This is a genomic window from Arthrobacter sp. THG-b23 (assembly GCF_059091265.1).
The window spans coordinates 62,579-75,583 of the sequence record NZ_JBNHGM010000006.1 but is presented as its reverse complement, the minus strand read 5'-3'; the positions used below and the strand labels follow the sequence as shown (position 1 = coordinate 75,583).

The 13,005-nt window shown below is 68.6% G+C and carries 14 protein-coding genes; 6 read left to right on the top strand and 8 right to left on the bottom strand.

The annotated features are described in order from the left end of the window. Window positions 1-77: 77 nt before the first annotated feature. From AC5RVD_RS12055 to AC5RVD_RS12045, 3 genes are read right to left on the bottom strand one after another with little or no spacing between them, the layout of a single operon-like run. Window positions 78-890 carry a TrmH family RNA methyltransferase gene (locus AC5RVD_RS12055; protein WP_494112724.1) on the bottom strand — a complete coding sequence of 271 codons (813 nt, stop codon included), beginning with the start codon at window positions 888-890 and terminating at the stop codon, window positions 78-80. After that, window positions 887-1,663: a sulfite exporter TauE/SafE family protein gene (locus AC5RVD_RS12050; protein WP_494112725.1), complete on the bottom strand. Its 777-nt coding sequence runs from the start codon at window positions 1,661-1,663 to the stop codon at window positions 887-889. Before AC5RVD_RS12050 ends, AC5RVD_RS12055 begins: the two co-directional genes overlap by 4 nt. 14 nt (window positions 1,664-1,677) lie before the next feature. Beyond that, window positions 1,678-2,466, bottom strand: a complete 789-nt coding sequence (locus tag AC5RVD_RS12045) for an ABC transporter ATP-binding protein (protein WP_494112726.1) — start codon at window positions 2,464-2,466, stop codon at window positions 1,678-1,680. Between the two features lie 106 nt (window positions 2,467-2,572). On the opposite strand from AC5RVD_RS12045, the gene serB reads away from it, so the two are divergent. Further along, complete coding sequence (gene serB / locus AC5RVD_RS12040) at window positions 2,573-3,466, top strand: phosphoserine phosphatase SerB (protein ID WP_494112727.1); 894 nt, start codon at window positions 2,573-2,575, stop codon at window positions 3,464-3,466. Window positions 3,467-3,637: 171 nt separating this feature from the next. Continuing rightward, the gene (locus tag AC5RVD_RS12035; protein ID WP_494127030.1) at window positions 3,638-5,527 is read left to right on the top strand and encodes a transketolase; all 1,890 of its coding nucleotides are present in this window, start codon (window positions 3,638-3,640) and stop codon (window positions 5,525-5,527) included. Between the two features lie 18 nt (window positions 5,528-5,545). Here the strand turns inward: AC5RVD_RS12035 and AC5RVD_RS12030 are convergent, their stop codons facing one another. Together AC5RVD_RS12030 and AC5RVD_RS12025 are read right to left on the bottom strand one after the other, a co-directional pair. Then, the gene (locus AC5RVD_RS12030) at window positions 5,546-6,298 is read right to left on the bottom strand and encodes an SDR family oxidoreductase (RefSeq protein WP_494127029.1); all 753 of its coding nucleotides are present in this window, start codon (window positions 6,296-6,298) and stop codon (window positions 5,546-5,548) included. Window positions 6,299-6,452: 154 nt separating this feature from the next. After that, entirely contained in the window at window positions 6,453-7,187 is a 735-nt protein-coding gene (locus tag AC5RVD_RS12025; RefSeq protein WP_494127028.1) for a beta-ketoacyl-ACP reductase, read from the bottom strand. Window positions 7,188-7,304: 117 nt separating this feature from the next. On the opposite strand from AC5RVD_RS12025, the gene AC5RVD_RS12020 reads away from it, so the two are divergent. From AC5RVD_RS12020 to AC5RVD_RS12010, 3 genes are read left to right on the top strand one after another with little or no spacing between them, the layout of a single operon-like run. Then, window positions 7,305-7,889 carry a DUF3099 domain-containing protein gene (locus tag AC5RVD_RS12020; RefSeq protein WP_494112730.1) on the top strand — a complete coding sequence of 195 codons (585 nt, stop codon included), beginning with the start codon at window positions 7,305-7,307 and terminating at the stop codon, window positions 7,887-7,889. After that, a complete protein-coding gene (locus AC5RVD_RS12015; protein ID WP_494112731.1) occupies window positions 7,886-8,116 on the top strand; it encodes a hypothetical protein in 231 nt (76 codons plus the stop codon). Before AC5RVD_RS12020 ends, AC5RVD_RS12015 begins: the two co-directional genes overlap by 4 nt. Beyond that, the gene (locus AC5RVD_RS12010) at window positions 8,117-9,016 is read left to right on the top strand and encodes an SURF1 family cytochrome oxidase biogenesis protein (RefSeq protein ID WP_494127027.1); all 900 of its coding nucleotides are present in this window, start codon (window positions 8,117-8,119) and stop codon (window positions 9,014-9,016) included. 111 nt (window positions 9,017-9,127) lie between these two features. Here AC5RVD_RS12010 and abc-f read toward each other — a convergent pair whose 3' ends face one another. Beyond that, window positions 9,128-10,726, bottom strand: a complete 1,599-nt coding sequence (gene abc-f / locus AC5RVD_RS12005) for a ribosomal protection-like ABC-F family protein (RefSeq protein ID WP_494108813.1) — start codon at window positions 10,724-10,726, stop codon at window positions 9,128-9,130. A gap of 145 nt (window positions 10,727-10,871) precedes the next feature. Between abc-f and ypfJ the strand changes: the two genes are divergently transcribed. After that, the gene (gene ypfJ, locus AC5RVD_RS12000; RefSeq protein WP_494120627.1) at window positions 10,872-11,771 is read left to right on the top strand and encodes a KPN_02809 family neutral zinc metallopeptidase; all 900 of its coding nucleotides are present in this window, start codon (window positions 10,872-10,874) and stop codon (window positions 11,769-11,771) included. A gap of 15 nt (window positions 11,772-11,786) precedes the next feature. Here the strand turns inward: ypfJ and AC5RVD_RS11995 are convergent, their stop codons facing one another. Both AC5RVD_RS11995 and AC5RVD_RS11990 read right to left on the bottom strand, forming a co-directional pair. Beyond that, window positions 11,787-12,584: a Pr6Pr family membrane protein gene (locus tag AC5RVD_RS11995; RefSeq protein WP_494127026.1), complete on the bottom strand. Its 798-nt coding sequence runs from the start codon at window positions 12,582-12,584 to the stop codon at window positions 11,787-11,789. 89 nt (window positions 12,585-12,673) lie between these two features. Next, window positions 12,674-13,003: a metal-sulfur cluster assembly factor gene (locus AC5RVD_RS11990; protein WP_493978517.1), complete on the bottom strand. Its 330-nt coding sequence runs from the start codon at window positions 13,001-13,003 to the stop codon at window positions 12,674-12,676. Between the last annotated feature and the right edge of the window lie 2 nt (window positions 13,004-13,005).

Here is a 13,005-nt window from a genome sequence, read left to right as displayed (position 1 = left end):
TTTTGCCAGCGGCTAGAAGGATGGAAAGATGGCAGCCCCATTAGGGCCAGCACACAACTCTACCGCATTCGGCGGGCTCACGTCGAAGTGACACGGCAGGCCCAGAACGCCACCGCGCTGGCGGCCGCAACATTCAGCGAGTCCACTCCCGCACGCATCGGGATCATCACGGTCAGGTCCACCAAGTCGAGCGTTTGCTGTTTCACGCCGGCGCCCTCGGTGCCCAGCACCAGTGCCAGCCTGTCGTAGCTGCGCCGCTCCAACTCATCCAAGGAGATGGCGTCCCCGGTCAGCTCCAACGCCGCCGTCGTGAAACCGGCGTCGCGCAGCGCGTTAATGTCCTCCGGCCACTCCGGCAGCCGGGCCCACGGAATCTGGAAGACCGTGCCCATGGAGACCCGGATGCTGCGCCGGTACAACGGGTCGGCGCACTGTGGACTGAGCAGCACCGCGTCCATGCCCATGGCGGCAGCGGACCGGAAGATCGCGCCCACGTTGGTGTGGTCCACGATGTCCTCCAGCACTGCCACCCGGCGGGCGCCGGCCAGCACGTCCTCGACCGGCAGCGGCGCGGGCCGGTGCATGGCGGCCATTGCCCCGCGGTGCAGGTGGAATCCGGTGATCGCCTCCAGCACCTCGGGCGTCCCGACGAACACCGGCACGTCGGGGAACCGGCCGATGACGTCGCGCAGGTCGTCCAGCCACTTGTCGGTCAGGAAGAACGACCGAGGGGTGTGGCCCGCCGCGATGGCCCGGCGCAGCACCTTGGAGCTTTCCGCGATGTACATGCCCTCGGCGGGCTCGCGGCGCCGGCGCAGCGCGGTGTCCGTCAGCTGCGCGTAGTCGGCCACGCGCGGGTCGGCGGCGGAGTCCAGGCGCACCAGGTTCATGCGAAGAGGTTCCTGACCAGCACGAACAACGCCACCAGGCCAAGGGTGACAATAACGCCGCGCAGCACCACCGGCTTCAGCCGGCGTCCCACCGCGGACCCGATCAGCGCGCCGATCAACGAACTGATGGCGATGACCAGCACCACCGGCCATTCGATCCGGTCGAACGCGAAGAGCATGTAGGAGATGGCGGCGATGATGTTCACGCCCAACACCAGCACGTTCTTGACCGCGTTGGCCTGCTGCAGGGTGCCGTGCAGGAAGACCCCGAGGATTCCCACCAGCAGCACGCCCTGCGCGGCCACGAAGTAGCCGCCGTAGACACCGGCAAAATAGACCAGCCCCAGCAGCAGCCACGGACGCGGCCGGGTGCGGGCCTGCGCGGCCTGGCGGTCGCGCACCCAGGCCTGGAGCTTGGGTTGGAACACCACGAACAGCAGCGCCACCACGATCAGGAACGGCGCCGCCACGCCGAAGACTTCCTCCGGCAGGTGCAGCAGCAGCCAGGCACCGGTGATCCCGCCCAGCAGCGAGGCTGGCAGCAGGATGGCCAGGGTGCGGCGCAGCCCCGCCAGTTCCCTCCGGTAGCCGTAGACGCCGCCCACGTTGCCGGCAATCAGGCCCATCGCGTTCGAAATGGTCGCGGTCACCGGCGCATAGCCCAGTGCCACGAGAATGGGGAACGTGACCAGCGTCCCGGAGCCAACAATGCTGTTGATGGTCCCGGCCCACAGGCCGCCCAACCCGATCAGGGCAGCGTTCAGAACATCCATGAGGCAGGCGCCGCTTAGGCGCGCTTGGCTACGGCAGTGTAGCGGCCGCCGTCGTGCTTGACGCTCAGCGGCATGTCAAAGGCGGCGCTCAGGTTCTCTTCGGTCAACACCTCGGCGATGGGCCCCTGGGCCACCACCCCGCCTTCGCGCAGCAGCATGGCGTGCGTGAAGCCCGGCGGCACTTCCTCCAGATGGTGGGTGACCAGCACCAAAGCCGGCGCGTCCTCGTCCTGGGCCAGTTCGCTCAGCCGCCGCACCAGATCCTCGCGGCCGGCCAGGTCCAGGCCGGCGCCCGGCTCATCCAGCAGCAGCAGTTCAGGGTCGGACATCAGGGCCCGGGCAATCTGCACGCGCTTGCGTTCGCCCTCGCTCAGCGTGGCGAAGGTGCGGTTCATGAAGGTGGACATGCCCCAGGCATCCAGCAGCCGGAAGGCGCGGCGCTCGTCCATCTTGTCGTACTGTTCGCGCCAGCGGCCGGTCACCCCGTAGGCGGCGGTGACCACCACATTGAGCACCTGCTCGTGCTCGGGGATCTGGCCCGCCAGAGCGGTGGAGGCCAAACCGATCCGCGGCCGCAGCTCGAACACGTCGACCTTGCCCATGGTCTCGTCCAGGATCCCGGCGATCCCGCGGGTGGGGTGCAGGCGAGCGCCGGCGATCTGCAGCAGCGTGGTCTTGCCCGCCCCGTTCGGGCCGAGCACCACCCAGCGCTCCCCCTCCTTGACCTGCCAGTCAATGCCGTCGAGCAGGGTTTTCCGCCCGCGGACAACAGTGACCCCGGCAAATTCAAGTACATCGCTCATATCAGTAGACAGTAGGCTAAAACGCGTAGCATTCGCCAAACGCGACGCCGGAGCCTGCCATGATGGATCCGGCCCTCCCTCCAGCTTTGCGCAGAACGGAATCACTATGCCCTCGCTCCTCCGTGTCGTCTCCTACGGCCGGGAACTCCCCGATGCCTATCTCGCCGCCGTTCAGGCCGCGGTCACCGGAGCCGGCGGGAGCATCATCGAGCTGGAGAACGCGGCCAACGACCGTTTCCAGGTCACCGTCCTGACGGTGGAGTACGACGGCGGTGCCCCCGACGGCGTCGCAGCCCTACGGGCGGCGCTGGCCCCCGTCCTCACGGATGACCTGGGCACCGCCGTGATGGATGCGTCGCTGGCCGGGCCGCAGCGCAAGCTGCTGCTGATGGACGTGGACTCCACGCTCATCCAGCAGGAGGTCATCGAACTGCTGGCCGAGCATGCCGGCAAGCGGGACGAGGTTGCCGCCGTGACCGAAGCGGCGATGCGCGGCGAACTGGACTTCGCCCAGAGCCTGCACGCCCGGGTGGCAACCCTGAAGGACCTTCCCCTCGACGTGATCGACCGCGTCCGTGCCGCGGTGCGGCTGACGGACGGGGCCCGGGAACTGGTCGAGGCCTTCCTGGCCGCCGGCCACGCGGTAGCCGTGGTCTCCGGCGGCTTCAGCCAAATCCTGGATCCGCTGGCCGCCGAGCTCAGGCTGACCTACCACCGCGCCAACCTGCTGGGCATCGACGCGGAGATGCTGACCGGCAAGGTGGACGGCGACGTGGTGGACCGCGCGGTGAAAGAGGCATTGTTGCGCGAATGGGCGGCGGCGGAGGCAATCGACCTGGCGCAGACCATTGCCATCGGCGACGGCGCCAACGACCTGGACATGCTCGCCGCCGCCGGCCTGGGCGTCGCGTTCAACGCCAAGCCTGCCGTCCGGGAGGCCGCCGACGCCGCCATCAACATTCCCTACCTGGACGTGGCGCGCTACTTCGCCGGCCTCTGACGCTTCTGCGGCCGCCGGACCGGCAATCCAGGCGTGCTGATTTTCGCCGGACGAGGCCCCTACCGCCGGGCCATGTGCCGGAGTAGGGTCGGTTGAACCTCCCCCGGACAGCGTCCCGGCTGCCGGCCTACGGGCAGGATTCCCGGAACCTGCCGCGAAGGAGAATCTGCGATGAGCACGCACTCCACAACGACCACAACCCTGGAGCCGGACGTGGCGGAGACCTGCCGGCGCCTGGCGGCGCAGCTGCGGGTCGACTCCATCCGAACCACCACCCGCGCCGGCTCCGGCCACGCCACCTCGTCGCTCTCGGCGGCCGACCTCATGGCGGTGCTCCTGGCGAACCACCTGCGCTATGACTGGCAGCGGCCCGACCTGGCGGCGAACGACCATCTGGTTTTCTCCAAGGGGCACGCCTCGCCGCTGCTCTATGCCATGTTCCGGGCCGCCGGAGTGATCGACGAAACGGAACTGCTCGACACCTACCGGCAGTTTGGCAGCCGGCTGCAGGGACATCCCACGCCTGCCCTGCCCTGGGTGGACGTGGCAACCGGCTCACTCGGCCAGGGGCTGCCCGTCGCCGTCGGCATCGCCATGGCCGGCAAGTACCTGGACCGGCTCCCCTACCGGACGTGGGTCCTCTGCGGGGACAGCGAGATGACCGAAGGGTCCATGTGGGAGGCGCTGGACAAGGCCGCCTACTACCGGCTGGGAAATCTGACGGCGATCGTGGATGTGAACCGGCTGGGCCAGAACGGGCCGACCGCACTGGGCTGGGACCTCGACCGGTACGCCGCCAGGATCCGGGCCTTCGGCGCGCAACCGCTGCCGATCGACGGCCACGACCTGGCAGCCATCCACGAAGCCTTCGCCACGGCGCGTGCCACCACCGACCGGCCCAGCGTCATCCTGGCCCGCACGGTCAAGGGCAAAGGCGTTCCCGCGGTGGAGGACAGGGACGGCTGGCACGGCAAGGCACTGCCGGAGGACGTCGCCGGGGCCGCCATCGAGGCGCTGGGCGGCCCCACGCACCACCGGATCGCCACGCTGGAACCGGAACCCGGCGATCCTGCCATCACGCCCGACCCCGCGGCCGCCGTCGACCTTCCCGCCTACACGGTGGGCGATTCCGTCGCCACCCGGACGGCCTTCGGCGACGCCGTGGCTGCCCTCGCCGCCCGGCCCGAGGTGGTGGTCCTCGATGGTGAGGTGGGCAACTCCACCAAGGCCGGGGAATTCAGCAAGGCCGCGCCGGAGCGCTTTTTCGAAATGTTCATCTCCGAACAGCAGATGGTGGCTGCGGCGGCGGGGCTCTCCGTGCGCGGGTATGTGCCGTTCGCCGCCAGTTTTGCAGCGTTCCTCGTCTCCCGCGGTTACGACTTCATCCGGATGGCGGGGGTTTCCAAGGTGGACATCCGCCTGGTCGGAACCCATGCCGGCGTCGAGATCGGCCAGGACGGGCCTTCGCAGATGGCGCTGGAGGACCTGGCCGCCATGCGGGCGATCCACACCTCAACCGTCCTCTACCCCGCCGACGCACCCTCGGCCGCCCGGTTGGTCCGCACCATGGCTGACACTTCCGGCATCTGCTACCTCCGCGCGACCCGGGGCGACTACCCCGTGCTGTACGGGGACGGCGAAGAGTTCCCCATCGGCGGGGCGAAGGTGCACCGGGCCACCGACGACGACGCCGTCGCGCTCGTCGGCGCGGGCGTCACCGTGCACGAGTGCCTGGCCGCGTCCGCCCAACTCGCCGACGAAGGCATCGCCGCGCGGGTGATTGACCTGTATTCGATCAAGCCCATCGACCAGGAGACGCTGCTGGCAGCGTGCCGGGCCACCGGAGGCCGGATCATCACGGTGGAGGACCACTATCCCGAAGGCGGGCTCGGGTCAGCCGTCGCCGGTTCGCTGACGCAGGCGCGGGTACCGGACCTCAAGCTGGTCCGGTTGGCCGTGGAAGGTTTGCCGACGTCCGGCGCGCCACACGACCTGCTGGACGCCGCGGGCATCTCCGCGCGGCATATCGTTGAGGCGGCGCGCCGACTGGTTCGGGAGTAGTCCGGGCCCTGCGGCGTCTTAGTCCTGCGCCTGCAGGAAGGACTCGGCCCCGCCCACGTATTCCGTGTGGCCGGAGGGGACGTCGGCGGTGACCATCTTGGCCACTTCCGCGCCGAACTCTTCCACCGAGTAAAGCTTGCCGGCCTCTGCGCGGCGGGCTTCGATCGCGCCGGGGCGGGCACGGTCCAGCAGCGTCGCGGTCACGGTGCCTTCGATCATGTCGCCGGATACGACCACCAGCGAGATGCCCTTGGCGTCCAGCTCCGGCAGCAGATCGCGCAGCGCGTCTTCGCCGGCGCGCTTGCTCAGGGCCACCGGCTCATACTCCGGCATGGTCGGCACGGTGCGGATGAAGTGGGCCTGGTGGCTGGTGACAAACACCACCCGGGAGCCTGCCGGCATCACCTCGGCCGCCGCCTTGAGCATGTTCACCTGCGCGTCGCGGTTCAGGCGCAGGGCATAATCCTCGCCCATGCTGGACTCCATGCCGCCGGACGCGTTGAGCACCAGCACATCGACGCCGCCGAAGTTCTGCCGGGCGGCTTCGACCAGTGCCTGCGAGCCCTCTGCCGCGGTGAGATCGGCGGCAACGGCGACGGCGCGGCCGCCGGCTTCTTCGATCTGCGCCACTACCTTGTTCGCGCGGGGTGCCTTCTGGCGGTAGTTGACCACCACCGACGCTCCCTCGGCAGCCAGGAGCTTGGCCACCTCGGCGCCGATGCCGCGCGATGATCCCGTTACGATTGCTGCTTTGCCGTCCAGTGCGCCCATGGCTGCTCCTCGAGGTTCTGAGTGGTGGTCCGGTCGGCCCGTTGTAGGAAACGCTCAACCGGAAAAGGCTTCGGGTTCCATCTTGCCAGTCCCCGAAGCCTTATCCGTTGTAGAGAGCCCACAAAACGCAGGCCCGAACACCTGCCTGACCTGCCTAGTGGCCCATTCCCAGTCCGCCGTCCACCGGAATCACCGCGCCGGAGATGTAGGCGGCTTCGTCGCTGGCAATCCAGCGGACCACGTTCGCAACTTCTTCGGGTTCGGCAAAGCGGCCGGCCGGGATGGAAGCCAGGTAGTTCTTCTGGGTGTCTTCCGGCAGTACTGCCGTCATCTCCGTGTTGACGAAGCCCGGGGCCACGACGTTGGCGGTGATGTTGCGGGATCCTAGCTCGCGGGTCAGCGACCGGGCGATGCCCACCAGGCCGGCCTTGGACGCGGCATAGTTGATCTGGCCCGGCGACCCGTAGAGACCCACCACCGAGGAGATCAGCACCACCCGGCCCTTCCGCAGCCGGATCATGCCCTTGGAGGCGCGCTTGATCACCCGGAACGCGCCGGACAGGTTGGTATCCACCACGCTGGTGAAGTCTTCTTCGCTCATCCGCAGCAGCAGCGTGTCGCGCGTGACGCCGGCGTTGGCGACCAGGACCTCCACCGGACCGTGGGCAGCCTCGACTTCGGCGAAGGCAGCGTCCACCGACGCGGCATCCGTCACATCGGCCTTCACGCCCAGGAGTCCGTCGGGAACCTCGCCGCTGCGGTAAGTGATCGCCACCTTGTCGCCGTTCGCCTCGAAGGCCCGGGCAATCGCCAGCCCGATTCCCCTGTTGCCGCCGGTGACCAGCACGCTGCGGCCGGACTGCTGTTCGTTGCTCACTCTTACCTCCATCAGGCTGCTGTTTTCCTATGGAATCCTAGCCCGGGATATTCGTCGGTCGGTCATCGTCGGGCGGCTTTAGACATTCCGGCCAGCGTGGGAGAATTGATACAGCCCTGATGGAGTGTGATGAGCAAGCAGCCTGACGAGAAGCCGGAAGTCCTGAGCATTACGGACGTCCCTGAAAGCCATACCGATGAAATGCACCGGCGCATGGTCAAGTACACGCTCGCCATGGGTATCCGGTTGGCTTGTTTGCTGCTCTTCTTCTTCATCGACAGCTGGTTCCGCTGGTTCTTCGTGGCCGGCGCCGTCTTCCTGCCGTGGATCGCCGTGATCATCGCCAATGGCGGCAGCGACAAATCGAACCTGCAGCACAGCACCGCCTTGCTGGACCAGGCGCCGCAGCCGGAGCTGGAGGCCCCCTCCGCCCGCACGGCAAACGCCGGGGCAGACACCGACCAGGTCCTCAGCGGGGAACTTATCGACGACGCCGAACCGGAAGCGGCCAGCAGCCCCGGCGCGTCCTCCCCGCCCGTCCGCCCCGCCTCCGACCGGCCGGAGCCGCCGGGCCCGGCACCGACAGCGGCCGACGGGCCCGCCGTTGCGGACGCTACCCCGCCGGAGGATCCCCACGTGGACGACGAGCCGGCCGAATTCACCGGAAATCTGAGCCCCGTCACCAAGCGGCGCTGGCGGAAGGCGGCCGCATGAACCTCTTGGACCAGCTCGGCGGCGGGGCGGCGGCCGCCTCCCCCGTCTGTTCGCGGAAGGGCTGCCGCCAGGATGCGCAGTGGCAGCTGCTGTGGAACAACCCGAAAATCCATACCCCCGAGCGCCGCAAAATCTGGCTCGCGTGCGGCGCACACCGGGAATGGCTGCAGGACTATCTGATCCAGCGCAGCCTCTGGCGCGAAACGCTCCCCTTGGAAGGTGCCTGAATGTCCTACCGATTCCTGCTCAGCGGCAAGTGGCTGGGCTGGCTGCTGATCGTTGCCCTGCTGGCCGCGCTGTGCGTGGTGCTGGGCAACTGGCAGATGGAACGCCGGGACCAGGCCCGCGACGTCATCGCGGCGGTGGAGAACAATTACGACGCCGATCCGGTGCCGTTCGGCGAGGTGCCGGACATCTTCGCCACCGCCGATGACTCGGTGGAATGGACGCCGGTGGTCCTCACCGGCGAGTACGACGACGCCGGGCAGCGGATCGTGCGGAACCGTCCCCTGAACGGCCGGCCGGGCTACGAGGTGCTCGTCCCGTTGCGCCTCCAGAACGGCAGCGCCGTGGTGATCAACCGGGGCTGGCTCCCGATCGGCAACAACCAGGCCGGCCACCCGGACACCATTCCCGCCGCCCCGGACGGCGACGTCACCGTCGTCGCCCGCGTCAAGCCCGGCGAGGGCCCCGTCAGCCGCGGGGCCCCGGAAGGCCAGCTCGCGTCCATCCAGCTGGACGCCTATGCAGCAGAACTGGGCTACCCCGTCCATACCGGCAGCTACGGCCTGATGGCGGCGGAATCTCCCGCTGCTGCCGTGCAACCCGTGCAGATCCCCAAGCCGGCCATCGACGAAGGCCCGCACCTGTCGTACTCCATGCAGTGGTACGCCTTCGGCGTGCTGCTGTTCGTCGGCTACGGCTATGCCGCCCGCCAGCAGGCGCACCACAGCCGGTACGCGGAGGAAGAGGAGGCGTTGAGCGGTTACCACCAGGCCAATCCGGCACCGCGCGCCGCGGCTCCGAACCGCCGGCGCAAGCGGCCGACGGCCGAAGAAGAGGAAGACGCCCTGTTGGACGCCCAGGGGTTCCGCACCGACGGCACCCTGCTCAGCCGCGACGACTGAACTCCAGCGCCGTCTATAACCGAAATTGCACGGCGCTTAGACACCTCGCTCGTTCCTCGCTCGGCGATGCGCGCCTTGGCAATTTCGATTGCGACGGCGCTGTGCCCGGAATCAGGCCAGGGTGACCAGGTCCAGGTAGTCCTCGTTCCAGAGGTCTTCGACGCCGTCCGGCAGCAGCACGACGCGCTCCGGGTTCAGGGCCGCCACCGCCCCTTCATCGTGGCTCACCATGACGACGGCGCCGCTGTAGTTGCGCAGAGCGCCCAGGATTTCCGCCCGGCTGGCCGGATCAAGGTTGTTGGTCGGCTCATCCAGCAGCAGCACATTGGCCGATGACGCGACAATGGTGGCCAGGGCGAGCCGGGTCTTTTCGCCACCGGAGAGCACCCCCGCCGGCTTGTTCACGTCGTCCCCCGAGAACAGGAAGGAACCGAGGATGTTCCGCACCTCGGCATCCTGCAGGTCGGGCGCGGCCGTGCGCATGTTCTCCAGCACGGTCCGGTCCACATCCAGCGTCTCGTGTTCCTGCGCGTAGTAGCCGATCTTCAGTCCGTGGCCGGGCAGCACATCGCCGGTGTCGGGCGTGTCCACCCCGGCCAGCATGCGCAGCAGCGTGGTCTTGCCCGCGCCGTTCAGCCCCAGGATCACCACGCGGGAGCCCCGGTCGATGGCCAGGTCCACGTCCGTGAAGATCTCCAATGAGCCATAGGACTTGCTGAGGCCTTCGGCGGTGAGCGGAGTCTTGCCGCAGGGTGCCGGATCGGGGAAGCGCAGCGCCGCCACCTTGTCCTGTGCGCGCACCTCATCCAAGCCGCTGAGCAGGCGTTCGGCACGCTTGGCCATGTTCTGGGCCGCCACCGCCTTGGTGGCCTTGGCGCGCATCTTATTCGCCTGGTCCATCAGGACCTGGGCCTTCTTTTCGGCGTTGGCGCGCTCACGCTTGCGGGCCCGCTCGTCGGTCTCGCGCTGGGACAGGTAGCGCTTCCAGTTCATGTTGTAGATGTCGATGGTGGCGCGGTTGGCGTCCAGGTGGAAGACCTTGTTGACGGTCGCTTCCAGCAGCCCGGTGTCGTGGCTGATCACGATCAGGCCGCCCTGGTGGTTTTTCAGGAACTCGCGCAGCCAGCTGATCGAGTCCGCGTCCAGGTGGTTGGTCGGCTCATCGAGCAGCATGGTGTCCGCACCGGAATACAGGATCCGGGCCAGCTCGACGCGGCGGCGCTGGCCGCCGGAGAGCGTCCGCAGGGGCTGGTTCAGAATCCGCTCCGGCAGGGCCAGGTTGGAGGAGATGGCGGCCGCCTCGGCCTCGGCCGCGTAGCCGCCGCCGGAGATGAACTCGGCCTCCAGCCGGTCGTAGCGGCGCATCGCCTTCGCCTGGACGTCGGCGTCGGTGCTGGCCATTTCCGACTGCGTTTCCCTCAGCTTGCGGGTCACCACGTCGAGGCCCCGCACCGAGAGGATGCGGTCGCGGGCCAGCTGTTCCATGTCGGGGGTGCGGGGGTCCTGGGGCAGGTAGCCGATCTCACCGGTGCGCACCACGGTCCCGGCGGCAGGCATGCCTTCTCCGGCCAGGACGCGGGTCAGCGTGGTCTTGCCGGCGCCGTTGCGGCCCACCAGCCCCACCTTGTCGCCCTTGTCCACACGGAAGGACACCGCCTCCATGAGCAGACGGGCCCCGGCACGCAGCTCAAGATCGTTGACGGTAATCACAGTGGAAGCCTTTCGAAGGGGTGCGGAGAGGGGATGCCCGGGCGCCGTCCAGACGGGACGGGCGGAAATCAACCTTTCCAGTCTACCGGCAACCCGAAGCCGTCCCCACCCCTCCGCGGCGTGATCGGACGGTTATCCTTGGCGAATGAGTTTCTCCCGCGGCTCCCGGCTGGATACGTCACAGGTTCAGGACCGCCGCGGCGGCCTGGGCGGCAAGATCGCGATCGGAGGCGGCGGCCTGTTGGTCCTCATTGCCAGCCTGCTGGGTGTTCCGCCCGAAGTGCTGGAGGGCTTCGGCGTGGGCGGCGGCCAGGAACAGCAGCAGGCGGGAGGTTCCGTCCTGCAGGAAGAGTGCCGCACCGGCGCCGACGCCAACGAGCGCACCGACTGCCGCATCGTGGGTACCGTCAACAGCCTCAACGATTTCTGGGCCGGCTATCTCCCCCGCTACAACATGCAGTATCCCGCCCCGCAGACCGTCCTTTTCGACGGCGGCGTCAGCACCGGCTGCGGCAGGGCCAGCAGTGCGGTGGGCCCGTTTTATTGTCCATCTGATCAGACGGCGTACTTTGACACGTCCTTTTTCACCGAGCTGACCACCCGCTTTGGTGCGAGCGGGGGGCCGCTGGCCGAGGAGTATGTGGTGGCCCACGAGTTCGGGCACCACATCCAGAACCTGACCGGCGCCATCGGCTACGCCCGGCAGGATCCCCAGGGTCCCGAGTCCGGTGCAGTCCGGGTGGAACTGCAGGCGGACTGCTATGCCGGCGTGTGGGCAGGCAATGCCACGGAGCAGATCGACGAAAGGACCGGAGAACCGTTCATGCAGCCGCTGACCCAGCGGGACCTGCAGGACGCCCTCTCCGCCGCGGCCGCCGTGGGCGACGACCGCATCCAGCAAGCCGCCGCGGGGCAGGTCAACCCCCACACCTGGACCCACGGCTCCAGCGAGCAACGGCAGCGCTGGTTCCTGCACGGCTACCGGACCGGGGACGCCGGCCGGTGCGACACTTTCTCCGCCCCGGACCTCGACCGCCCCGCCTGAGGCAGGCTGTGAAGGCTACAGGTCGCGCGGGTCCACCGGGTCGGTCTCGCTGATGCCCGCGGCGAAGGGCGGTGCGCCCCCGGAGGTCCCGGCCCTGCCGCCGTCGGGATCGCCGGGTCCGAAGCCGGGCAGATAACCGTCGGGCTCGCGGCCCATCGTTGTGTCCAGCAGCAGGAAGACCGTGCCCGCTCCCAGCCAGACCAGGATCAGGCCGATCCCCGTCATCAGCAGCTCCCCCGGCCCCGCCGTCCCCAGACCATACGGCAGCCAGCCCGTCGCGGCACCCCTGACCCCCGTCCAGAGCAGCCAGAAACCCGGGAAGGCCAGGCCGAGCGTAACCGCCCCGGCGCCGATGCGGGGCCGCGGACCGAAGATGAGCCAGCCGGTCAGGACGACCACGGGCAGCACGTAATGCAGGAGCCGGTCCGCCATCACCCCTGCCGCGCTCAACCCTGCGGCTTCGGGAAAACCGCGGAACCGGGTGAACTGGGCCAGGAAGACCAGCAGCATGGCCGCCAGGGTGGCGGTCCGGGCTGCCCGCCAGAGCCGTCCCCCGGCCATGGTCGAATCCATCAACAGCGTGAGGCTCACCACGAAGACCAGCAGCGCGGCCTGCACCCCCGGCGCGCTGGCGTAGTTCCACCAGGAATGTGCGGCGGCGGCACCATAACCGGGGGCTGCCGGCACGGCGGTGATTCCGACGGCGAGGCCCACCACGGCCAGCAGCGCAGTGAGGCCGTGGTAGGCCGAAGCGACGTGGATCTCGTCATAGCGTCCCCGCCGCCGCTTTGCTGCCGCACTCGACACTCCCATGACCCGATCCTAGCCCGCGGGCCGGTGCCAACACAGCAGCGGACCGGCCACCCGAAGGTGACCGGTCCGCCGTCGTCGATTCGTCGGGCTCAGATATTGAACCCGAGGGCGCGCATCTGGTCGCGGCCGTCGTCGGTGATCCGTTCCGGACCCCACGGCGGCATCCACACCCAGTTGAGGCGCCACTCATCCACCACGCCGTCCAGCGCCTGGCCGGTCTGCTCCTCGAGGACGTCGGTGAGCGGGCAGGCGGCGGTGGTCAGCGTCATGTCGATGAGCAGGGCACCGTCGTCGGCGTACTTCAGCCCGTACAGCAGGCCGAGGTCCACGATGTTGACGCCCAGCTCAGGGTCGATGACGTCCTTGAGCGCTTCCTCGACGTCCTCCAGGGACGTCTGCGGGGCTTTGGCTTCTGTCATGA

What these genes read in the sequence shown, in the direction of transcription:
- AC5RVD_RS12035 (WP_494127030.1), top strand. Translation starts at nt 3,638, where the DNA reads ATGAGCACGCACTCCACAACGACCACAACCCTGGAGCCGGACGTGGCG.
- serB (WP_494112727.1), top strand. Translation starts at nt 2,573, where the DNA reads ATGCCCTCGCTCCTCCGTGTCGTCTCCTACGGCCGGGAACTCCCCGAT.
- AC5RVD_RS11995 (WP_494127026.1), bottom strand. Translation starts at nt 12,584, where the DNA reads ATGGGAGTGTCGAGTGCGGCAGCAAAGCGGCGGCGGGGACGCTATGAC.
- AC5RVD_RS12020 (WP_494112730.1), top strand. Translation starts at nt 7,305, where the DNA reads ATGAGCAAGCAGCCTGACGAGAAGCCGGAAGTCCTGAGCATTACGGAC.
- AC5RVD_RS12010 (WP_494127027.1), top strand. Translation starts at nt 8,117, where the DNA reads ATGTCCTACCGATTCCTGCTCAGCGGCAAGTGGCTGGGCTGGCTGCTG.
- AC5RVD_RS12050 (WP_494112725.1), bottom strand. Translation starts at nt 1,663, where the DNA reads ATGGATGTTCTGAACGCTGCCCTGATCGGGTTGGGCGGCCTGTGGGCC.
- AC5RVD_RS11990 (WP_493978517.1), bottom strand. Translation starts at nt 13,003, where the DNA reads ATGACAGAAGCCAAAGCCCCGCAGACGTCCCTGGAGGACGTCGAGGAA.
- AC5RVD_RS12030 (WP_494127029.1), bottom strand. Translation starts at nt 6,298, where the DNA reads ATGGGCGCACTGGACGGCAAAGCAGCAATCGTAACGGGATCATCGCGC.
- ypfJ (WP_494120627.1), top strand. Translation starts at nt 10,872, where the DNA reads ATGAGTTTCTCCCGCGGCTCCCGGCTGGATACGTCACAGGTTCAGGAC.
- AC5RVD_RS12025 (WP_494127028.1), bottom strand. Translation starts at nt 7,187, where the DNA reads ATGGAGGTAAGAGTGAGCAACGAACAGCAGTCCGGCCGCAGCGTGCTG.
- AC5RVD_RS12015 (WP_494112731.1), top strand. Translation starts at nt 7,886, where the DNA reads ATGAACCTCTTGGACCAGCTCGGCGGCGGGGCGGCGGCCGCCTCCCCC.
- AC5RVD_RS12055 (WP_494112724.1), bottom strand. Translation starts at nt 890, where the DNA reads ATGAACCTGGTGCGCCTGGACTCCGCCGCCGACCCGCGCGTGGCCGAC.
- AC5RVD_RS12045 (WP_494112726.1), bottom strand. Translation starts at nt 2,466, where the DNA reads ATGAGCGATGTACTTGAATTTGCCGGGGTCACTGTTGTCCGCGGGCGG.